Genomic DNA, 19,833 nt, shown 5'->3' with positions numbered 1-19,833 from the left:
GGCTATGCGATCGCTTCTGCTTGCAGGGGAACAATCACGCTGGCGTGATTACCCTTAGGACCTTGATTTACATCAAACCTGACGGGTTGCCCGGCTTTCAGCGTTCTGTAACCGTCCATCTGGATAGTGGAATAGTGAGCGAAGATATCTTCGCCGCCGCCTTCAGGACAAATAAAACCGAATCCTTTAGCGTTATTGAACCATTTAACAGTACCCGTTTCCATGCTTCGACATCCTTCGTAGATCTTATATAAAGTAAGATGGAGTCAACCAGGGGGTGAGTCCACTGTTCAAAACCTCGCCAACTCACGATTGTACAATTTAGATAAATAGGCCATTGCGTCAAGCGGCAAACCGGAAGTGGCGAGGAAAAATAGCGCAAAATTTGAAGCGGTTAACGCTAATGGCAATATTGTGATGGATGTCGCAAAATTGAAGATCAGATAGCAAGATGGGGTCAGTTAACGCGGCGGTAACGCACGTAAACTGAGAAAGTAAAGCCGCAGTTAACCTGACGGTACGAACCAACAGACGATATCGGGCGATGGGTAAGACAAACGACGGGTTGGATTTTGACCACCTGACAAAAGAACAGGCGCGTGAGGCGCTAAAGCCGCCATCTATGTATAAAGTTATACTAATGAATGATGATTACACGCCAATGGAATTTGTTATTGACGTGCTGCAAAAGTTCTTTTCTTATGATGTGGAGCGAGCAACGCAACTGATGCTCACCGTTCACTATCAGGGCAAGGCCATTTGTGGAGTCTATACCGCAGAGGTGGCAGAAACCAAAGTTGTGATGGTGAATAAATATGCGAGGGAACATGAGTATCCGTTGCTGTGTACGCAGGAATTAGCCTGAAAAAGGCAGACAAATGTGAGGGGTGCCTATGCTCAACCAGGAACTGGAACTCAGTTTAAATATGGCTTTCGCCAGAGCGCGTGAGCACCGACATGAGTTTATGACCGTCGAGCACCTGTTATTGGCTTTGCTCAGTAATCCGTCTGCTCGGGAGGCGCTGGAAGCCTGTTCAGTCGATTTAGCGGCGCTTCGTCAGGAGCTTGAGGCCTTTATCGAACAAACCACGCCGGTATTGCCGGCGAGCGAAGAAGAACGAGACACACAACCCACGCTTAGCTTTCAGCGCGTATTGCAGCGTGCGGTTTTTCACGTTCAGTCATCCGGGCGCAGTGAGGTCAGCGGCGCGAATGTGCTGGTCGCCATCTTCAGCGAGCAGGAGTCCCAGGCGGCTTATCTGCTGCGCAAACACGAAGTGAGTCGCCTTGATGTCGTAAACTTTATTTCTCACGGTACGCGTAAGGATGATGCCGCTCAGGCGCCCGGCGCTGACAATTCAGTCAATGATGAGCAGGCAGGCGCAGGCGGGGAGGAGCGTATGGAAAACTTCACCACCAATCTCAATCAGCTTGCCCGTGTGGGCGGTATCGATCCGCTGATTGGCCGTGATAAAGAGCTTGAGCGCACCATTCAGGTGTTATGTCGCCGCCGTAAAAATAATCCATTGTTGGTTGGTGAGTCAGGCGTAGGTAAAACCGCCATAGCCGAAGGGCTGGCCTGGCGCATTGTGCAGGGCGATGTTCCGGACGTTATGGCCGACTGTACGCTCTATTCACTGGATATCGGCGCGCTGTTGGCCGGAACCAAATACCGTGGTGATTTTGAAAAACGCTTTAAGGCGCTGCTTAAGCAGCTTGAGCAGGACACCACCAGTATTTTATTTATTGACGAAATACATACTATTATCGGCGCGGGCGCGGCATCGGGTGGGCAGGTTGATGCCGCCAACCTGATAAAACCGCTGCTTTCCAGCGGTAAAATTCGCGTCATCGGTTCCACGACCTATCAGGAATTCAGCAACATTTTCGAGAAAGATCGCGCGCTGGCCCGTCGTTTTCAGAAAATTGACGTTACCGAACCTTCCGTTGAAGAAACGGTGCAAATCATCAACGGCCTTAAGCCCAAATACGAAGCGCATCACGATGTTCGCTATACCGCAAAAGCGGTGCGCGCCGCAGTGGAGCTGTCGGTAAAATATATCAACGATCGACACCTGCCCGATAAAGCGATTGACGTTATTGATGAAGCAGGCGCGCGCTGCCGTCTGATGCCGGTCAGTAAGCGCCGTAAAACAGTGAATGTTGGCGATATTGAATCCGTTGTCGCGCGCATTGCCCGCGTGCCGGAAAAGAGCATTTCCGCAAGCGATCGCGATACGCTGCGTAATCTCGGCGACCGCCTGAAAATGCTGGTGTTTGGGCAGGGTAAGGCTATCGAAGCGCTGACGGAGGCTATCAAAATGAGCCGCGCCGGTCTTGGACATGAGCATAAGCCAGTGGGATCGTTCCTCTTTGCCGGCCCGACCGGGGTGGGGAAAACAGAGGTGACGGTACAGTTGGCAAAGGCGTTAGGGATTGAACTACTGCGCTTTGATATGTCGGAATATATGGAGCGTCACACGGTAAGCCGCCTTATCGGCGCGCCTCCTGGCTATGTTGGCTACGATCAGGGGGGGTTGTTAACAGATGCCATTATCAAGCATCCTCACGCCGTGCTGCTGCTTGATGAAATTGAAAAAGCGCACCCGGATGTCTTTAATCTGCTGTTGCAGGTTATGGATAATGGAACGTTAACGGATAATAACGGGCGCAAGGCGGATTTTCGTAACGTGGTGCTGGTGATGACCACCAACGCTGGCGTGCGTGAAACCGAGCGTAAATCTATTGGCCTGATTCATCAGGACAACAGCACGGACGCCCTGGAGGAGATCAAGAAGATCTTTACGCCGGAATTTCGCAATCGTCTGGATAACATTATCTGGTTCGATCATCTCTCCACGACGGTTATCCATCAGGTTGTCGACAAGTTTATCGTTGAGCTACAGGCGCAGCTTGATGCCAAAGGCGTGTCGCTGGAAGTTAGCCAGGAAGCGCGCGACTGGCTGGCGACAAAAGGCTATGACCGTGCGATGGGCGCGCGCCCGATGGCGCGCGTAATTCAGGACAACCTGAAAAAGCCGCTCGCTAACGAATTGCTGTTTGGTTCGCTGGTTAACGGCGGTCAGGTTACGGTGACGCTGGATAAGCAGGAAGACAAACTTAATTACGACTTCCTGAGCGCGCAGAAGCACAGGCCTGAAGCCGCGCACTAGCCTTTATACATAAAAAAACCGAGACTGCTGACACACCCCATCCTGTCGCAGACAGGATGGAGGAATTACAATAAAAAATAAGGAAAATCAAGGTATTGATTTTCGCCTGCTTGCCACAAAGAAGGAAAAACCGCGTTTTTTCCTTCTTTGTTATCAATCTGAACCGGGCCGTTATAACAGGCCCGGTTTTTTTACGCCGGAAAAGCCGGGTAAACAGGCCAGGCTGAAAAACGTACGTCGCGGCGGTTAATAGCTGTCCGTGGAGCCAGGAGAAATATGCCGACGTCTGGCTGTGGCGGCGCTAAAAATAAGAGGCAAGCAAAGGCAAAGGGAAATATGCCTGAATGGCGAAAACATATAAATACAGGCATAGCCATGCAGCTCGCCTGTCTGCGTTGCAAAAGGAGAAAACAAAAGGCCGGAACCTGTCTCCGGCCCTGCGTTATCGCGGCATAAATGTGATGCCCGGCTTAACGACTACGGAAGACAATGCGGCCTTTACTCAGATCATACGGGGTCAGCTCGACGGTAACTTTATCGCCTGTCAGGATGCGAATATAGTTTTTACGCATTTTACCGGAGATATGTGCGGTAACCACGTGCCCGTTTTCCAGTTCTACACGAAACATGGTGTTAGGCAGCGTTTCCAGAACGGTGCCTTGCATTTCAATATTGTCTTCTTTGGCCATCTAATCCTCGGGATGTCACTACCATAGTTTGAATCGGCAAGATAATGCCGAAGTTCACGTATTATGTAAAGAATTGCCGACGCTAAGGCCGACAAAGTGAATTCTGCGCATTACCCGAGACAGCCCACCGGTTACGGCGACGCAGGCGTATAAGGGGAACAAAGCGATAAGCGATGGGGCGTTACCTGTAAAGATCCCATACGGCGGCAGGGGTAATATGCACAATTGACGCAGCGCTAATAATTATAACATGGGATGGCAGGGAAGGTGGAAAACATTATTACAGGTGTGCAAATAGCGTCTGCGGCTGCCAGCAGTCTGGGGCAAGCGGCTGGCGCTGCATAACTAAAAGTTGTTGCAGATACCAGCGACGGGGTATTTCCGCTGCGCCAAGGGAAGCCGTATGCGGGTTGAGCACCTGACAATCGATCAGTTTTCCCCCCTGGCGTGTAAAGTAATCACAGAATGTTTTCAACGCGGTTTTGGATGCGTTTTCACGGCGGCTGAACATAGATTCGCCGCAAAAAAGCGCGCCCTGCGCCACGCCATAGAGTCCGCCGACCAGCTCATCATGAAGCCAGACTTCTACAGAATGCGCGTGGTCGAGCTGGTGCAGTTTATAAAAGGCCGCGCTGACTTCGGGGACAATCCACGTACCTTCGGCGCGTTCGCTGGCGCAGCCGGCAACCACGTCAGCGAAAGCGTGATTAAGCGTAATGCGGTACGGCATATGGCGCAGGAAGCGTTTGAAGCTGCGGCTGATATGAAAGCGGGCAGGGTCGAGCACCGCGCGCGGATCCGGCGACCACCAGAGGATAGGATCGCCTGGCGAATACCAGGGAAAAATACCACGCTGATAGGCCAGCAACAGGCGCGCCGGACTCAGATCGCCGCCCAGCGCCAGCAAACCGTTAGGTTCGCGTAACGCCACTTCCGGAGAGGGAAAATCAAGCGAATAGCGGGAAAGTTGAATCAGGCGCATATCAACCAGCCTCCAGACTAAAAAGGTAGCGTCAATCCAGTTTACAGCCGATACAGAAAATGAGAATAGCGGCCATTTATCATCTTTAGCGCTGCGTGACTGCCCTGTTCCACGATCTCGCCCCGATCCATAATCGCGATACGATCAAATGTTGCCAGGCCCCGCAGGCGGTGAGTCACCATCAGCAATGTCTTACCCGCGCATACGTTATGCAGAAGGCTCAGTATTTGATTTTCTGTTTGCGCATCCAGACCTTCGGTTGGTTCATCCAGTAACAGCACCGGGGCGTCATGCAGTAGCGCGCGGGCAATAGCGAGCCTGCGCATTTCACCGCCTGACAGTTGGCGGCCGCCTTCGCCCAGCCAGGCGTTCAGCCCCTCTTCATCAAGCAGCGTTTCCAGCCCGACGCGCGTAAGCGCCGAGCAGAGCGCATCATCACCGGCGTCAGGGCAGGCCAGCAATAAATTATCGCGCAACGTTGCGCTAAACAGATGCACGCGCTGTGGTACAACGCTGACAGCGGCGCGCAGCGTCGTTTCGTCGAAAGAGGTAAGCGCAGCCCCGTTTAACCGAATGCTGCCCGCCTGCGGATCGTAGGCACGAGTCAGTAGTTGCAATAGTGTGGATTTACCGCAGCCGGTACGGCCCAGCAGCGCAACGTGTTCGCCTGCGCCAATGTCCAGCGTCAGGTTGCGTAGCGCCGGTTCGGGGTGAGCGGGATAGCAAAAGGTGACATTGTCGATGTTGAGCGCCGCGCCGGATGGCCGCGCCGGCCCACTTGCTGGAAAAGTAACTTCAGGCGTTTGTTTAAAGATTTGCGTCAGGCGCTGCGCTGAGGCGGCAACTTGCCCCAGATGCTGAAACGCGCCGGTAACCGGCGCCAGCGCTTCAAAGGCGGCCAGCGCACAGAAGACAAACAGTGCGATAAGCGCCCCTGGATGGCTGTCGCCCCCTACGCCGCCTGCAGACAGCCAGAGCATTGCCGTTACGGTGATGCCGGCAATCAACAGCATCAGCGCCTGGGAAAGCGCTGTCAGACCGGCTTGCTGGCGCTGTGCTTCCAGCCAGTTTAACTCCGTATATTCCAGCTTTCGACGCCAGAGCGTGCTGGCGCCGAAAATACGCAGCTCCGCCTGACCGTGTAGCCAGGACACCAGTTGTTGGCGATAACGGCCGCGTAGTTTGGTAAGCGTGCTTCCCACCGGCCGCCCCGCCAGCCAAAACAGCGGCGCAAGCAGTAACAGCGTCAGCAGCATAATACCACCGAGCAGTAGCGCCAGCGGCGCGTCGAGCCAGCTCAACGCGAAGGTCACCGCCCCGATAGTGACCATTGCGCCCACGACAGGGGAAATTACCCGAAGGTAGAGGTGATCCAGCGTATCCACATCCGTAACCAGACGGTTGAGCAGCTCTCCCTGTCGATAACGTGCCAGCCCGGCAGGCGAGAGCGGCAGCAGGCGGCTGAACGTTAATACCCGAAGATGTTGCAGTACGCGAAACGTCGCATCATGGCTGACCAGCCGTTCAAAGTAACGTCCTGCGGTGCGGATCATGGCTGCGCCGCGTACGCCTGCGGCGGGCAGCATATAGTTAAAACTGTAAATGCCTGCAGTACCCGCCAGCGCAGAGGCGGAAAGAAACCAGCCGGAAAGCGTCAGCAGGCCAATACTTGCCAGCAGCGTAATAATCGCCAGCAGTACGCCGAGCAATATCAGCCAGCGATGGCGGCGAAACAGCGCCAGAAAAGGCAGCAAAGCGCGCATTTACATCTCCTCCTGTCGGTATGCCAGCAGGTCGGCAAACGGGCCGGGTATGGATTCCAGCTCGCTAAAGGTTCCCTGCTGTTGGATAACGCCGTTGCGCATCACCCAGATTTCATCCCAGCCTGTCAGCGCGTCAAGCTGGTGCGTGACCATTAGCGTGGTTTGATTATGTGAGGCCTCATTGAGCGCGGCCATGACCAACTGCTCGCTGTGGGCATCAAGGCTGGCAGCCGGCTCATCGAGCAACAACAGACCGCAACGGGTAAGCAGCGCACGGGCCAGCGCCACGCGCTGGGCCTGGCCGACGGACAAACGTGCGGCCTGTTCGCCCAGCGGCGTATCAACACCCTGCGCAAGCCCGGGTAGAAATTCGCTGACGCAGGCACGTTCGAGGGCGGCGTGTAAGCAGGCTTCGGATACGTCGCGCCCAAGTAATACGTTATCACGTAGGGTGCTGGCGGGCAGACGCGGATTCTGCCCCAGCCAGCTCAGACAATGTTGAAGGCTCTGCGGGTTAAGCTCGCGCAGCTCGCGGCCGTTGAGCGTAACTGAACCGGTATAAGGTAAAAAGCCTGACAGCAGCGCCAGGAGCGTGCTTTTACCCGCGCCGCTTGGGCCGACCAGCGCCACGCGGCGGCCCGCCGGCAGACTGAACGACAGTGGCCCAGCCAGCCGCTTCCCCTGGGCCGACAGAATCGTTAAGTCACGGGCCTCCACGCTCAGCGCTTCGTTTTCATTTAGCGTATCCGCGCCGTGCGCCGCGCGTTCCAGTGGCGAATCCATAAACTGTCGCAGGCTGTCCGCAGCACCGATAGCCTGCGCTTTCGCGTGGTAGAACGCGCCAAGATCGCGCAGCGGCTGAAAAAACTCAGGTGCGAGGATAAGCGCCAGGAAACCGGAAAACAGCGTGACGGGCATGCCGTAGCCGCCGAAATTAAGTTCGCCGAGGTAGGAAAAACCGAAATACACCGCTACCAGCGCAATGGACAGTGAGGCAAAAAACTCCAGTACGGCGGAGGAGAGGAAAGCGAGACGCAGCACTTCCATCGTGCGCTGGCGAAAATCCCGGGATGCATGTTTAATATTTTGCGTTTCCGCCGCGCCGCGGTGGAACAGGCGTAATGTTTCCATGCCGCGCAGTCGGTCAAGAAAATGGCCGCTAAGGCGTGATAATGCGAGAAAGTTGCGGCGGTTGGCATCGGCGGCACCCATGCCGACCATTGCCATAAACAGCGGGATCAGCGGCGCGGCGCACAGCAAAATGAGCGCAGCCGCCCAGTTAGTCGGCAATAGCGTTATAACAATCAGCAAAGGAACGGCGGCGGCCAGCGACATTTGCGGCAGATAGCGCGCATAAAAGTCATGCATATCCTCGATTTGTTCAAGGATAAGCGTAGCCCAGCTACCGGCAGGTTTACCCTGAATCCATGCCGGTCCCGCCTGTTGCAGACGGTCGAGCACCTGCGCGCGGATTTGCCGACGAATATGCATACCGGCCTGGAACCCAACTTTTTCACGCAGCCAGGCCATCCAGGCACGCAGCACGAATACCAGCACCAGTAACGTAAACGGGAGTAAAAGCGCCTCGCGCGGAATTTTTTCCATAATCATATGGTGCAGGAGGTTAGCCAGCAGCCAGGCCTGTGCGACGATAAGCAGACCGCTGATAACGCCGAGCAGTCGGGACAAATTGAGCCAGCGCCGTGAAATAACGCTCTGCTGTTTTAGCCAGCGAGCCAGCTCTTGTTGACGGGTTTTATTCATTGCGTGCCATGCAGGTGAGTGAACATTGGGTCGCCAGGAGGGGCGAATGCGCAACGCAATGTTACATCGCGGCAAAAAGAAAGGCGACAATCAGCGCCGCCTTGTTGAGAATTTACTGGAAACTATTCGTTACCGGGCAGCCCGTCGAGATAGCGCTCCGCGTCCAGCGCCGCCATACAACCTGTCCCGGCGGAAGTAATGGCCTGGCGGTAGATGTGATCCATCACGTCCCCGGCGGCAAAAACGCCGGCGACGCTAGTCTGGGTCGCGTTGCCGTTAGTGCCGGAGCGCACTTTAATGTAGCCGTTTTCCAGCTCAAGCTGACCGTTGAAAAGCGCGGTGTTCGGGCTGTGGCCAATTGCGACAAACAGGCCTGCTACGTCCAGTGATTCCAGATTTTCCGGATTTTGGGTATCGCGCAGTTTCAGGCCGCTGACGCCCATTTGATCGCCTGTCACTTCTTCAAGCGTGCGGTTGGTATGCAGTAAGATATTGCCGTTTTCCACTTTATCCATCAGCCGCTTAATCAGGATTTTTTCTGCGCGGAAAGTATCGCGGCGGTGAATTAAATGCACTTCGGAGGCGATATTGGAGAGGTAAAGCGCCTCCTCAACGGCGGTATTGCCGCCGCCTATTACCGCCACTTTTTGATTACGGTAAAAAAAACCGTCGCAGGTTGCGCAGGCGGATACGCCACGGCCTTTATACGCTTCTTCAGACGGCAGACCCAGATAGCGGGCAGAAGCGCCGGTTGCAATTATCAGCGCCTCGCAGGTGTATTCGCCGTTATCCCCGACGAGGCGCAATGGGCGGGTTTGCAAATCCACTTTATTTATATGGTCAAATATAATTTCTGTTTCGAATTTCGCGGCGTGCGCGTGCATGCGCTCCATCAGCAGGGGGCCGGTGAGATCGCTGGGGTCGCCGGGCCAGTTCTCGACATCGGTAGTGGTAGTGAGCTGCCCGCCCTTCTCCATACCTGTAATCAGTACCGGGTTAAGGTTGGCGCGAGCGGCATAGACGGCAGCGGTGTAGCCCGCCGGGCCGGAACCGAGAATAAGTAGCTTAGTGTGTTTGGCCGTGCCCATGAGATCCTCATTGTTCGTTGGCAGACAGTGCCCGGATTGTAGGGAATTTGCCTGGTCAAAAAAAGAGGCGAACAGTTTTGTTAACAACTTGCGTTATTGCTCTGGCCAGTGACATAGCGAAAAAATGAGAAGTACGTCGCAACTAATGTGCCAATTGTGACAATGATAAAATGAGACGTAAACTTCAGAAGTAATTAATATCTGGCACGTTCTACTAAATTTCGATGTTTTGCTTTGACAATCCCCTGCGCATTTGCGAAAACATTCCTGTAAGCAGGTATAGATGCCCGTGTAATAGCTGTCTTAGTGTGAAAGATTTACGCAGGGGGTGGACAGACGCCATGCGTAATTTTGACAGGCGGGCTTCTCAGGGTTACCCGGAAACAGTGAACGTTTCAGGGAGCAAGGCAGGTGGAAGGAATACAGAGAGACAATAATAATGGTAGATAGTAAAAAGCGCCCTGGCAAAGATTTAGATCGTATCGACCGCAATATTCTTAACGAGCTGCAAAAAGACGGCCGTATTTCGAATGTCGAATTATCAAAACGGGTGGGACTCTCCCCGACGCCGTGTCTGGAACGCGTACGTCGTCTGGAACGTCAGGGATTTATTCAGGGGTATACTGCGCTGCTGAATCCACATTATCTGGATGCATCGCTGCTGGTATTTGTTGAGATAACTCTGAATCGTGGCGCGCCGGACGTGTTTGAGCAGTTTAATGCCGCCGTACAAAAACTTGAAGAAATACAGGAGTGTCACCTGGTTTCCGGTGACTTTGATTATTTGTTGAAAACCCGCGTGCCGGATATGTCGGCGTACCGTAAATTGCTGGGTGAAACCCTGTTGCGTCTGCCTGGCGTGAACGATACCCGCACCTATGTGGTGATGGAAGAGGTTAAACAGAGTAACCGTCTGGTTATCAAGACCCGCTAATCACGCAACAGATGCAAAAACGCCGTAGTTTGATTACACTCCTGTTAATCCATACAGCAGCAGTGTCGGGGTGACCCGGCGCTGTTGTCCGTTTTAGCAAAAGGAACCTGGAGAGCCTTTTTTGAGCCAGGAATATACTGAAAGTAAAGATGTCGTTATGACGAGGCTGAGCAGCGGGCGCCGTCTCTATGAGGCGCTGCTTGTACTTGTCGCCCTTTTCGCCGTTTATCTGATGGTCGCGCTGCTCAGTTTTAACCCCTCCGATCCGAGCTGGTCGCAGACGGCCTGGCATGAACCTATTCACAATCTCGGCGGCGCGCCTGGCGCCTGGTTTGCCGATACGCTCTTTTTTATCTTTGGCGTCATGGCGTATACCATTCCTGTCATTATGCTTGGCGGCTGCTGGTTTTCCTGGCTGCGCCGGGACAATGAAGAATTTATTGATTATTTTGCCGTCGCGCTGCGCCTGATAGGCGCGCTGGCGCTGGTGGCGTCTTCCTGCGGTCTGGCGGCGATGAATGCCGACGATATCTGGTATTTTGCCTCAGGAGGCGTTATTGGCAGTTTGCTCAGTTCCGCAATGGTGCCGCTGCTTAGCGGTATCGGCGGCACGATTGCGCTACTCTGCGTCTGGGCGGCGGGAGTAACGCTATTTACCGGCTGGTCGTGGATCAATATTGCTGAAAAAATTGGCAGCGTAGTGATGACGGTATTAACCTTCGCCACGAACCGTACGCGGCGTGATAATACCTGGCAGGATGATGAATATGATGACGAGGCTGACGATTATCATGAAACGCCCGGGGCGTCCCGCCGCGCGCGTTTGCTGAAGATGGCGCGCATCCGCCGCCAGCGTGTGGCGGATAAATTCGTTAACCCCGTGGCCCGTAAAACTGACGCCGCTCTTTTTTCCGGCAGGCGTATGGACGACGAGGATGACCCGCTATTTTACGCGCCCCGTGCCGCGACTACGCCTGACGATGTGCTGTTTTCCGGCACGCGCGCTGTGCCAGCGCCTGCAGGTATCCCTGAGCCGCAACTAAGTGAAGACGCCGTTACCGGGACCGCGGCGCAGCCGCAGTGGGCCGAAACCGCGCCCGGCGCTCAGGCGCCTGCGCCTGAAATTGCGTCAACTGTAGCCCGGCAGACCGCGCCAGCCACCTCGACGCCAGAACCCCGGCTGGCGCCAGCGCCGGTAAAGGATATGAGCGCCGCGCCTGCGGCAAACCCGTCGGTAATTCACGCCGCTGCGCCGCAGGCGGTGGTGTCGGAACAACCTGTGCCGCCGCCGTGGGCAGACGAATATACGCACGCTACGCCGCCAGAATCGCTTGCGGCGCAACCCCGGCCAGCGACGGCCTCAGCTCCCCGGCGTTGCGAGCCTGCGTCGTCTGCGTTTGAAGCGGTCGTTCAACCTGAACCTGTATCGGAACCAGAAAGGCCTGCCCGTCCGCCGCTTTACCATTTTGAAGAAGTGGAAGCGAAACGCGCGCGCGAGCGTGAACAGCTCGCGGCCTGGTATCAACCGATTCCGGCTGAAGCGCAACTGGCGCAGGAAAGCCGTGAGATTGCCCACAGTACCCGTCCGGAATCGTCGCTGCCCGCAGCTTCCGCCCCGGATGAGGCGTTTGCCGAACAAACCCATAGTGAAAGCGTAAAAGCCGCTGCGGTTGCCGCTCCGGTGTTTACCGCCGCAGCAGGGCCTCGGCCGCAGGTGAAAGAGGGCATTGGGCCGCAGTTGCCGCGCCCGAACAGGGTAAGGGTGCCCACGCGTCGCGAACTGGCCTCTTCGGCATTTGGTATTAAAATACCGTCGCAGCGCATGGAAGAGCGTATGCGACAGCAGGCCGAATCCGATATAACGCAAGCGACATACCTTAGCGACGAAGAGGCTGACCTCTCAGAACAAAATGAACTGGCGCGCCAGTTCGCCGCCTCACAGCAGCATCGCTACGGTGACGGATATCAACATGAAATGCGCGCCGATGATAACGCCGCGCAGGAGAATTTCATCGAGGAACAGGCTGAGCTGTCCCGACAGTTTACCGAACAACAGAACGCGCGTTATGGCGCCCAGCGGCAGGATGACGCGCAACCCGCCTCGTCTTCAGATGCGCAGTATGCGCAGGCGCAGCAGGGTTATCAGCCAGCCCAGGCGCCCCAGCCGCAGCGCCCGCCGGCACAGGCGCAGCAGGATTATCAGCCAGCTCAGGCGCCCCAGCCGCAGCACCCGCCGGCACAGGCGCAGCAGGGTTATCAGCTAGCCCAGGCGCCCCAGCCGCAGCAACAATTAGCGCAGCCTGAGTCGCCGCAAGACAGCCTGATTCATCCGTTTTTAATGCGTAATGGCGACGATCGCATAATGGTTAAGCCGACCACGCCGCTGCCATCGCTGGATCTTCTGGCTTCACCGCCGACGGAAGTGGAACCGGTAGATACGTTTGCGCTTGAGCAAATGGCGCGCCTGGTGGAAGCGCGTCTGGCCGATTTTCGCATCAAGGCCGATGTTGTGAACTACTCTCCGGGGCCGGTGATAACCCGCTTTGAGCTGAATCTGGCGCCAGGGGTGAAGGCGGCCCGTATCTCTAACCTGTCGCGGGATCTTGCGCGTTCGCTGTCTACTGTTGCGGTGCGCGTGGTTGAGGTGATCCCGGGCAAACCCTATGTTGGGCTGGAGCTGCCGAATAAAAATCGTCAAACCGTCTATCTGCGGGAAGTGCTGGACTGTCAGAAATTCCGCGATAACCCCTCTCCGTTAACGGTCGTGCTGGGTAAAGATATCGCCGGGGAACCGGTGGTCGCCGATCTGCAAAAAATGCCGCATTTGCTGGTGGCCGGGACAACCGGTTCGGGGAAATCAGTGGGGGTCAACGCCATGATCCTCAGTATGCTGTATAAAGCCACGCCGCAAGAGGTGCGCTTTATCATGATCGATCCGAAAATGCTTGAGCTATCGGTTTATGAAGGTATTCCTCACCTGTTGACTGAAGTCGTCACCGACATGAAGGATGCGGCAAATGCGCTGCGCTGGAGCGTTAATGAAATGGAGCGTCGCTATAAGCTGATGTCGGCGCTTGGCGTGCGTAACCTGGCGGGCTATAACGAGCGTGTGATGGAAGCAGAGCGCATGGGGCGCCCCATCCCGGATCCGTTCTGGAAGCCTGGCGATAGCATGGCGGCCACGCATCCGATGCTGGAAAAATTGCCTTATATCGTCGTGCTGGTGGATGAGTTTGCCGATCTGATGATGACCGTAGGCAAAAAAGTTGAAGAACTGATAGCCCGCCTGGCCCAGAAAGCGCGCGCAGCCGGCATCCATCTGGTGCTGGCGACTCAGCGCCCGTCGGTTGACGTTATTACCGGCCTTATCAAGGCAAATATCCCAACGCGTATTGCTTTTACGGTATCAAGCAAAATTGACTCACGTACTATCCTTGATCAGGGAGGCGCTGAGTCGTTACTCGGTATGGGGGACATGCTTTATTCAGGGCCGAACTCAACCACGCCGGTGCGTGTACACGGCGCGTTTGTTCGCGACCAGGAAGTGCATGCCGTGGTGCAGGACTGGAAGGCGCGCGGTCGTCCGCAGTATGTAGAAGGCATAACCTCTGACGGCGAAAGCGACGGGGGGACGGGAGGATTTGACGGCGACGAGGAGTTAGATCCGCTATTCGATCAGGCAGTATCTTTTGTTGTAGAAAAACGTAAGGCTTCCATTTCCGGCGTACAGCGGCAGTTCCGCATTGGTTATAACCGAGCGGCGCGTATTATTGAACAAATGGAAGCGCAGGGGATTGTCAGCCCGCAGGGCCATAACGGCAATCGTGAGGTGCTGGCGCCGCCGCCATTTGAGTAAGGCCGCGTTTGTAAAGTTAAGTAACTGACGGAAAAATAAGCCTTTTCTGCTGTTGTTACGCGTGTGTTCAGGCCACATTGCCTGTCTCAGGCCCCCGTAGGGGCCCTTGCATAAGGGAACACTATGAAAAAGATTGCAATTGCCTGCGCCCTGTTTTCTTCACTGGCGGTCAGCCAGGCCTGGGCCGATGCCGCAGGCGTGCTGAAAAGCCGTCTGGATAAGGTCAACAGTTTCCACGCCAGCTTTACGCAAAAAGTGACCGATGCCAGTGGGAGCGCTGTGCAGGAGGGGCAAGGAGACCTGTGGGTCAAGCGGCCTAATCTGTTCAACTGGCATATGACGCAACCGGACGAAAGCGTGCTGGTATCCGACGGCAAAACGCTGTGGTTCTATAACCCCTTTGTAGAGCAGGCGACGGCCACCTGGCTTAAAGATGCGACCAGCAATACGCCGTTTATGCTCATTGCCCGCAATCAGGCCAGCGACTGGCAGCAGTACAACATCAGGCAAAATGGCGACAGCTTCGAACTCACGCCGAAAAGCGGCGGCGGCAATCTTAAACAGTTTACAATTAACGTTAGCAGCAGCGGTGTTATTAACCAGTTCAGCGCCATTGAGCAGGATGGTCAGCGCAGCAGTTATGCGCTTAAAACCCAGCAAAACGGCGCCGTTGATGCGTCAAAGTTTACCTTTACGCCGCCGCAGGGCGTGACGGTGGATGACCAACGTCAGTGAGGACTGTGTGAGTAACCTGCCGCTCGATTTTTCCGAAAATAGCTTTCAACCTCTGGCCGCGCGTATGCGGCCAGTCAATCTTTCTCAGTATATCGGCCAGCGGCACCTTCTTGCGCCCGGGAAGCCCTTGCCAAAGGCTATTGAGGCCGGGCATCTTCACTCCATGATCCTCTGGGGGCCGCCCGGTACCGGAAAAACAACGCTTGCAGAAGTTATTGCCCACTACGCTAACGCCGACGTGGAGCGTATTTCTGCGGTGACTTCCGGCGTAAAAGAGATTCGGGAAGCTATTGAGCGCGCGCGCCAGAACCGCAATGCAGGCAGGCGCACGATTCTGTTTGTGGATGAAGTACACCGTTTTAATAAAAGCCAACAGGATGCGTTTTTGCCGCACATTGAAGACGGCACTATTACTTTTATTGGCGCTACGACTGAAAACCCATCATTTGAACTGAATTCCGCGTTGCTTTCGCGCGCGCGCGTTTATCTGCTGAAATCACTGACGGTTGAAGAAACAGAACAGGTGCTTGAGCAGGCGATGGGGGATAACGCGCGCGGCTACGGCGGACAGGATATCGTGCTGACGGAAGAAACGCGCCACGCCATTGCCGAACTGGTCAATGGGGATGCGCGCCGGGCGCTCAATACGCTGGAAATGATGGCGGATATGGCCGAGGCGGATATCAGCGGTAAGCGGGTGCTCAAGCCTGAACTCCTTAGCGAAATTGCTGGTGAACGCAGCGCCCGTTTCGATAATAAAGGCGACCGCTTTTACGATCTTATTTCGGCATTGCATAAATCGGTGCGAGGCTCGTCGCCTGATGGCGCGCTGTACTGGTATGCGCGGATTATTAGCGCCGGCGGCGATCCGCTATACGTCGCGCGCCGCTGCTTAGCCATTGCCTCTGAAGATGTGGGCAATGCCGATCCGCGCGCCATGCAGGTCGCCATTGCCGCCTGGGACTGCTTTACCCGCGTCGGCCCGGCGGAAGGCGAAAGAGCCATTGCCCAGGCGTTAGTATACCTGGCCTGCGCGCCGAAAAGTAATGCGGTCTATTCCGCTTTTAAAGCGGCGATAGCTGACGCCCGCGAACGCCCCGACTATGATGTGCCGGCGCATCTGCGCAACGCGCCCACGGCGCTGATGAAAGAGATGGGGTATGGTCAGGCCTATCGCTACGCTCATGATGAGCCTAACGCCTATGCCGCAGGAGAGAGTTATTTCCCGCCTGAAATGGCCGAAACGCGTTATTACCGGCCCACCACTCGCGGGCTGGAAGGTAAGATTAGCGAAAAGCTTACCTGGCTTGCGCAACAGGATCAAAATAGCCCGACAAAACGCTACCGCTGATGCGGGCGTTGCGGTAAGGTTACCAGACGATTCAGGCCTGTAGCAAAATTTTGCCGCGTAACCGCCTGAATACACCAGACACGACTCAACGCGACCGCGGGCTGTGGTCGCGTTCCTTTTATTTTTCGTTAAGCACAGGATAAGCATGCTCGATCCCAATCTGCTGCGTAATGAGCCAGACGCAGTCGCTGAAAAACTGGCACGCCGGGGCTTTAAGCTGGATGTTGATAAGTTGCGCGCGCTCGAAGAGCGTCGCAAAGTGCTGCAGGTTAAAACTGAAAACCTCCAGGCAGAGCGTAATGCACGATCGAAATCCATAGGCCAGGCGAAAGCGCGCGGTGAAGACATTGAACCGCTGCGTTTGCAGGTCAATCAGCTAGGCGACGAGCTGGATGCGGCGAAAGCCGAACTGGACGCGCTGCTAAAAGAGATTCGCGACTATGCGTTGACTATCCCGAACATCCCGGATGACAGCGTGCCGTTTGGTAAAGATGAAAATGACAATGTTGAAGTCAGCCGCTGGGGGACGCCGCGCGCCTTTGATTTTGACGTTCGCGATCACGTGACGCTGGGCGAAATGCATGCCGGGCTGGACTTTGCCGCCGCAGTTAAGTTGACCGGTTCGCGCTTTGTGGTGATGAAAGGGCAGATTGCTCGCCTGCATCGTGCGCTGTCGCAGTTCATGCTCGATCTGCACACCGAGCAGCACGGCTATAGCGAAAACTACGTGCCTTATCTGGTTAACCACGACACCCTGTACGGCACTGGCCAGTTGCCAAAATTCGCAGGCGATCTGTTCCACACTCGCCCGCTGGAAGAAGAGTCCGATAGTAGCCATTATGCGCTGATCCCAACGGCGGAAGTGCCGCTGACCAACCTGGTGCGCGATGAAATCCTTGAGGAAGATGCGCTGCCGATTAAAATGACGGCGCATACGCCGTGCTTCCGTTCTGAAGCAGGGTCTTACGGGCGCGATACCCGCGGCCTGATTCGTATGCACCAGTTCGATAAAGTAGAAATGGTGCAGGTTGTGAATCCGGATAACTCTATGGATGCGCTGGAAGAAATGACCGGCCATGCGGAGAAAGTGCTGCAATTGCTCAATCTGCCGTACCGTAAAATTATCCTCTGCACCGGTGATATGGGCTTTGGCGCCTGTAAAACCTACGATCTGGAAGTGTGGATCCCTGCGCAGAATACCTATCGTGAAATTTCTTCCTGTTCCAACGTATGGGATTTCCAGGCACGTCGCATGCAGGCGCGTTGCCGCAGCAAGGCGGATAAGAAAACCCGTCTGGTGCATACGCTAAACGGCTCTGGCCTGGCGGTAGGACGAACGCTGGTAGCTGTGCTGGAAAACTACCAGCAGGCGGACGGGCGTATCGAGATACCGCAAGTTTTGCGTCCGTATATGAATGGCCTGGCGTATATTGGCTAACTTACGGTGCTTTTTAATTCTATTTAAAAAGCGCCTACAGGATAATATCCGGTCAGCTAAGCCTGCTTGTGAATAAGTATTCATATAAACACCATGCTATTTTAAGGCCCTTTACCGGGCCTGAGACTGCTGACAAACCCCATCCTGTCGCAGACAGGATGGATGAAATGCAATAAAAAATAAGGAAAATCAAAGCATTGATTTTCGCCTACTGACCACAAAGAAGGAAAAACCCCGTTTTTTCCTTCTTTGTCAACAAACTGAGGCCCTTTACCGGGCCTTTTTTTATTTGCTTAGCACGCCTGTTCGCTTTTAACGTGTTCAGGGCCACAAGGTGAAGGCGCCCGTTATAATCGGCAAACCGCAGGCTGACGGCCGGGATGCGAGCGCGCCGCGAAGTAATAATGGCTTTGCTGTGCCGCAGGCGTTGGTATAAGCCGGCACTGTTGGTGAGATAAGCAGGCCGTGGCGTTGTTATGATCCGTACAGGACGACAGGCGTAGCCATCGCCTGCTAACCGGGACTTATCGTATTGGTGACGCTATCTGAAACGATAAAAAAATGCCTTTTATTCATGAAATTTTTCTACTGATATTTCTCCCAGCCGTTTTCCAGTAAGTTAATAAAAACAAGAGAATAATAAAATTAATTATTCCTTTTCCCTTGCGCTGGATAAAAAACTTCTATCGTTGCCTGGCAAACCGCACCAGGGCGAAATTTTGCCGGATTGACAACGCCTGCGGCGGTGTCATGATTCGCACGAAATTCGAACTTCCTTACGGGTTATACCCATGACCATCTATACCCGATCGGTGCAAATGTTACTCTGCGGCCTGCTTCTTTTGACGCTGGCGATAGCGGTATTGAATACGCTCGTTCCGCTCTGGCTTGCTCATGGAAATATACCGACATGGCAGGTTGGAATAGTCGGTTCATCCTACTTTACCGGTAATCTTGCCGGCACCTTCTTTGCCGGATGGGTGATTAAACGTCTGGGATTTAACCGCAGCTATTATCTGGCTTCGTTGATTTTCGCCGCAGGTTGCGTGGGGCTGGGGATTACGCTGGGATTCTGGAGCTGGCTAAGCTGGCGCTTTATTGCCGGCGTCGGTTGCGCAATGATTTGGGTTGTGGTTGAAAGCGCGCTGGTGTGCAGCGGTACTTCACGCAGCCGTGGTCGCCTGCTGGCGGCCTATATGATGGTTTATTACATTGGTACAGTATTAGGCCAGTTGATGGTCAGTAAATTATCGACCGAACTTATGAGCGTACTGCCGTGGGTGACCGGGCTGGTGCTGGCGGCGATATTGCCGCTGCTGTTCACCCGCATTATGTCCCGACTTGATGAACCGCATGATAATGCGCGTATCTGGCCGATGTTGACGCTGCGTCAGGCGCGTCACGGCGTTAATGGCTGCGTTATCTCCGGTATCGTTCTCGGTTCGCTTTATGGCCTGATGCCGCTGTGGCTGAATCACCAGGGTATCAGCGATGCCGGCATCGGCTTCTGGATGGCGGTGATGGTCAGCGCCGGGATACTTGGCCAGTGGCCGATAGGAAGGCTGGCCGATCGCTATGGCAGACTGCTGGTGCTGCGCGTGCAGGTTTTCGTCGTTATTGTCGGTTGTCTGGCAATGTTGAGTCAGGCTGCGATGGCCCCGGCGTTGTTTATACTTGGCGCAGCCGGCTTTACGCTATATCCGGTCGCGATGGCGTGGGCCTGTGAGAAAGTGGCGCATCATCAACTGGTGGCGATGAGTCAGGCCCTGCTGTTAAGTTATACCATCGGCAGCCTGCTGGGGCCGACGCTGACGGCCATGCTGATGCAGAATTTCTCCGATAATTTGCTGTTCATTATGCTTGCCTGCGTCTCTTTTATCTATTTATTGACGCTGTTGCGTAAAGCAGGCCACCACCCTACGCCGCTGGCGCACGCCTGAGCGCGCGACCGGTTATTGAAAGCGGTAAACGTCTGTGGACAAACGCCGGGCCGAACGACTTCGGCCCGCAATATCAGTAAAATGACAGGCATTCACCGGCTTTTGGCTGTTAGCGATAAG

At 55.0% G+C, this 19,833-nt stretch carries 14 protein-coding genes; 8 read left to right on the top strand and 6 right to left on the bottom strand.

The features are described from left to right. Positions 1–2 precede the first annotated feature (2 nt). Positions 3–224, bottom strand: a complete 222-nt coding sequence (gene cspD, locus JJB97_RS05410; RefSeq protein ID WP_238713008.1) for a cold shock-like protein CspD — start codon at positions 222–224, stop codon at positions 3–5. A gap of 320 nt (positions 225–544) precedes the next feature. Between cspD and clpS the strand changes: the two genes are divergently transcribed. After that, positions 545–865: an ATP-dependent Clp protease adapter ClpS gene (gene clpS / locus JJB97_RS05405; protein WP_238713007.1), complete on the top strand. Its 321-nt coding sequence runs from the start codon at positions 545–547 to the stop codon at positions 863–865. Between the two features lie 28 nt (positions 866–893). Beyond that, positions 894–3,173 carry an ATP-dependent Clp protease ATP-binding subunit ClpA gene (clpA, locus tag JJB97_RS05400; RefSeq protein ID WP_238713006.1) on the top strand — a complete coding sequence of 760 codons (2,280 nt, stop codon included), beginning with the start codon at positions 894–896 and terminating at the stop codon, positions 3,171–3,173. Positions 3,174–3,643: 470 nt separating this feature from the next. Here the strand turns inward: clpA and infA are convergent, their stop codons facing one another. The 5 genes from infA to trxB all read right to left on the bottom strand — a co-directional run bounded on the left by infA (position 3,644) and on the right by trxB (position 9,459). Next, positions 3,644–3,862, bottom strand: coding sequence for a translation initiation factor IF-1 (gene infA / locus JJB97_RS05395; protein ID WP_001040187.1), 219 nt, complete (start codon positions 3,860–3,862; stop codon positions 3,644–3,646). A gap of 280 nt (positions 3,863–4,142) precedes the next feature. Then, positions 4,143–4,844: a leucyl/phenylalanyl-tRNA--protein transferase gene (gene aat, locus JJB97_RS05390; protein WP_238713005.1), complete on the bottom strand. Its 702-nt coding sequence runs from the start codon at positions 4,842–4,844 to the stop codon at positions 4,143–4,145. 41 nt (positions 4,845–4,885) lie between these two features. Then, positions 4,886–6,607: a heme ABC transporter ATP-binding protein/permease CydC gene (gene cydC, locus JJB97_RS05385; RefSeq protein WP_238713004.1), complete on the bottom strand. Its 1,722-nt coding sequence runs from the start codon at positions 6,605–6,607 to the stop codon at positions 4,886–4,888. Beyond that, positions 6,608–8,371, bottom strand: a complete 1,764-nt coding sequence (gene cydD / locus JJB97_RS05380) for a heme ABC transporter permease/ATP-binding protein CydD (protein WP_238713003.1) — start codon at positions 8,369–8,371, stop codon at positions 6,608–6,610. It lies immediately after the preceding gene. A gap of 122 nt (positions 8,372–8,493) precedes the next feature. Further along, a complete protein-coding gene (gene trxB / locus JJB97_RS05375; protein ID WP_238713002.1) occupies positions 8,494–9,459 on the bottom strand; it encodes a thioredoxin-disulfide reductase in 966 nt (321 codons plus the stop codon). A gap of 439 nt (positions 9,460–9,898) precedes the next feature. Here trxB and lrp point away from each other — a divergent pair, with 439 nt between their 5' ends. From lrp to JJB97_RS05345, 6 genes are all read left to right on the top strand, one after another. After that, complete coding sequence (gene lrp / locus JJB97_RS05370) at positions 9,899–10,393, top strand: leucine-responsive transcriptional regulator Lrp (RefSeq protein WP_000228469.1); 495 nt, start codon at positions 9,899–9,901, stop codon at positions 10,391–10,393. A 121-nt stretch (positions 10,394–10,514) separates the two neighbouring features. Continuing rightward, positions 10,515–14,249, top strand: coding sequence for a DNA translocase FtsK 4TM domain-containing protein (locus JJB97_RS05365; protein WP_238713001.1), 3,735 nt, complete (start codon positions 10,515–10,517; stop codon positions 14,247–14,249). 123 nt (positions 14,250–14,372) lie between these two features. After that, positions 14,373–14,984: an outer membrane lipoprotein chaperone LolA gene (gene lolA / locus JJB97_RS05360; protein ID WP_238713000.1), complete on the top strand. Its 612-nt coding sequence runs from the start codon at positions 14,373–14,375 to the stop codon at positions 14,982–14,984. A 7-nt stretch (positions 14,985–14,991) separates the two neighbouring features. Beyond that, positions 14,992–16,335, top strand: a complete 1,344-nt coding sequence (locus tag JJB97_RS05355; protein ID WP_238713045.1) for a replication-associated recombination protein A — start codon at positions 14,992–14,994, stop codon at positions 16,333–16,335. A gap of 145 nt (positions 16,336–16,480) precedes the next feature. Further along, entirely contained in the window at positions 16,481–17,773 is a 1,293-nt protein-coding gene (gene serS, locus JJB97_RS05350) for a serine--tRNA ligase (RefSeq protein WP_238712999.1), read from the top strand. Between the two features lie 791 nt (positions 17,774–18,564). Then, positions 18,565–19,713 (top strand): MFS transporter, encoded by a 1,149-nt coding sequence (locus JJB97_RS05345; RefSeq protein WP_238712998.1) that lies wholly within the window; start codon positions 18,565–18,567, stop codon positions 19,711–19,713. Positions 19,714–19,833 lie beyond the last annotated feature (120 nt).

This window comes from Tenebrionibacter intestinalis, assembly GCF_016632365.1.
GTDB lineage: Bacteria > Pseudomonadota > Gammaproteobacteria > Enterobacterales > Enterobacteriaceae > Tenebrionibacter > Tenebrionibacter intestinalis.
This window is presented reverse-complemented; position numbering and strand designations above follow the sequence as displayed.

Coding starts and splice junctions, on each gene's coding strand:
- cydD (WP_238713003.1), bottom strand. CDS start 8,371: ATGAATAAAACCCGTCAACAAGAGCTGGCTCGCTGGCTAAAACAGCAG.
- lolA (WP_238713000.1), top strand. CDS start 14,373: ATGAAAAAGATTGCAATTGCCTGCGCCCTGTTTTCTTCACTGGCGGTC.
- clpS (WP_238713007.1), top strand. CDS start 545: ATGGGTAAGACAAACGACGGGTTGGATTTTGACCACCTGACAAAAGAA.
- JJB97_RS05345 (WP_238712998.1), top strand. CDS start 18,565: ATGACCATCTATACCCGATCGGTGCAAATGTTACTCTGCGGCCTGCTT.
- serS (WP_238712999.1), top strand. CDS start 16,481: ATGCTCGATCCCAATCTGCTGCGTAATGAGCCAGACGCAGTCGCTGAA.
- aat (WP_238713005.1), bottom strand. CDS start 4,844: ATGCGCCTGATTCAACTTTCCCGCTATTCGCTTGATTTTCCCTCTCCG.
- cydC (WP_238713004.1), bottom strand. CDS start 6,607: ATGCGCGCTTTGCTGCCTTTTCTGGCGCTGTTTCGCCGCCATCGCTGG.
- infA (WP_001040187.1), bottom strand. CDS start 3,862: ATGGCCAAAGAAGACAATATTGAAATGCAAGGCACCGTTCTGGAAACG.
- trxB (WP_238713002.1), bottom strand. CDS start 9,459: ATGGGCACGGCCAAACACACTAAGCTACTTATTCTCGGTTCCGGCCCG.
- lrp (WP_000228469.1), top strand. CDS start 9,899: ATGGTAGATAGTAAAAAGCGCCCTGGCAAAGATTTAGATCGTATCGAC.
- cspD (WP_238713008.1), bottom strand. CDS start 224: ATGGAAACGGGTACTGTTAAATGGTTCAATAACGCTAAAGGATTCGGT.
- clpA (WP_238713006.1), top strand. CDS start 894: ATGCTCAACCAGGAACTGGAACTCAGTTTAAATATGGCTTTCGCCAGA.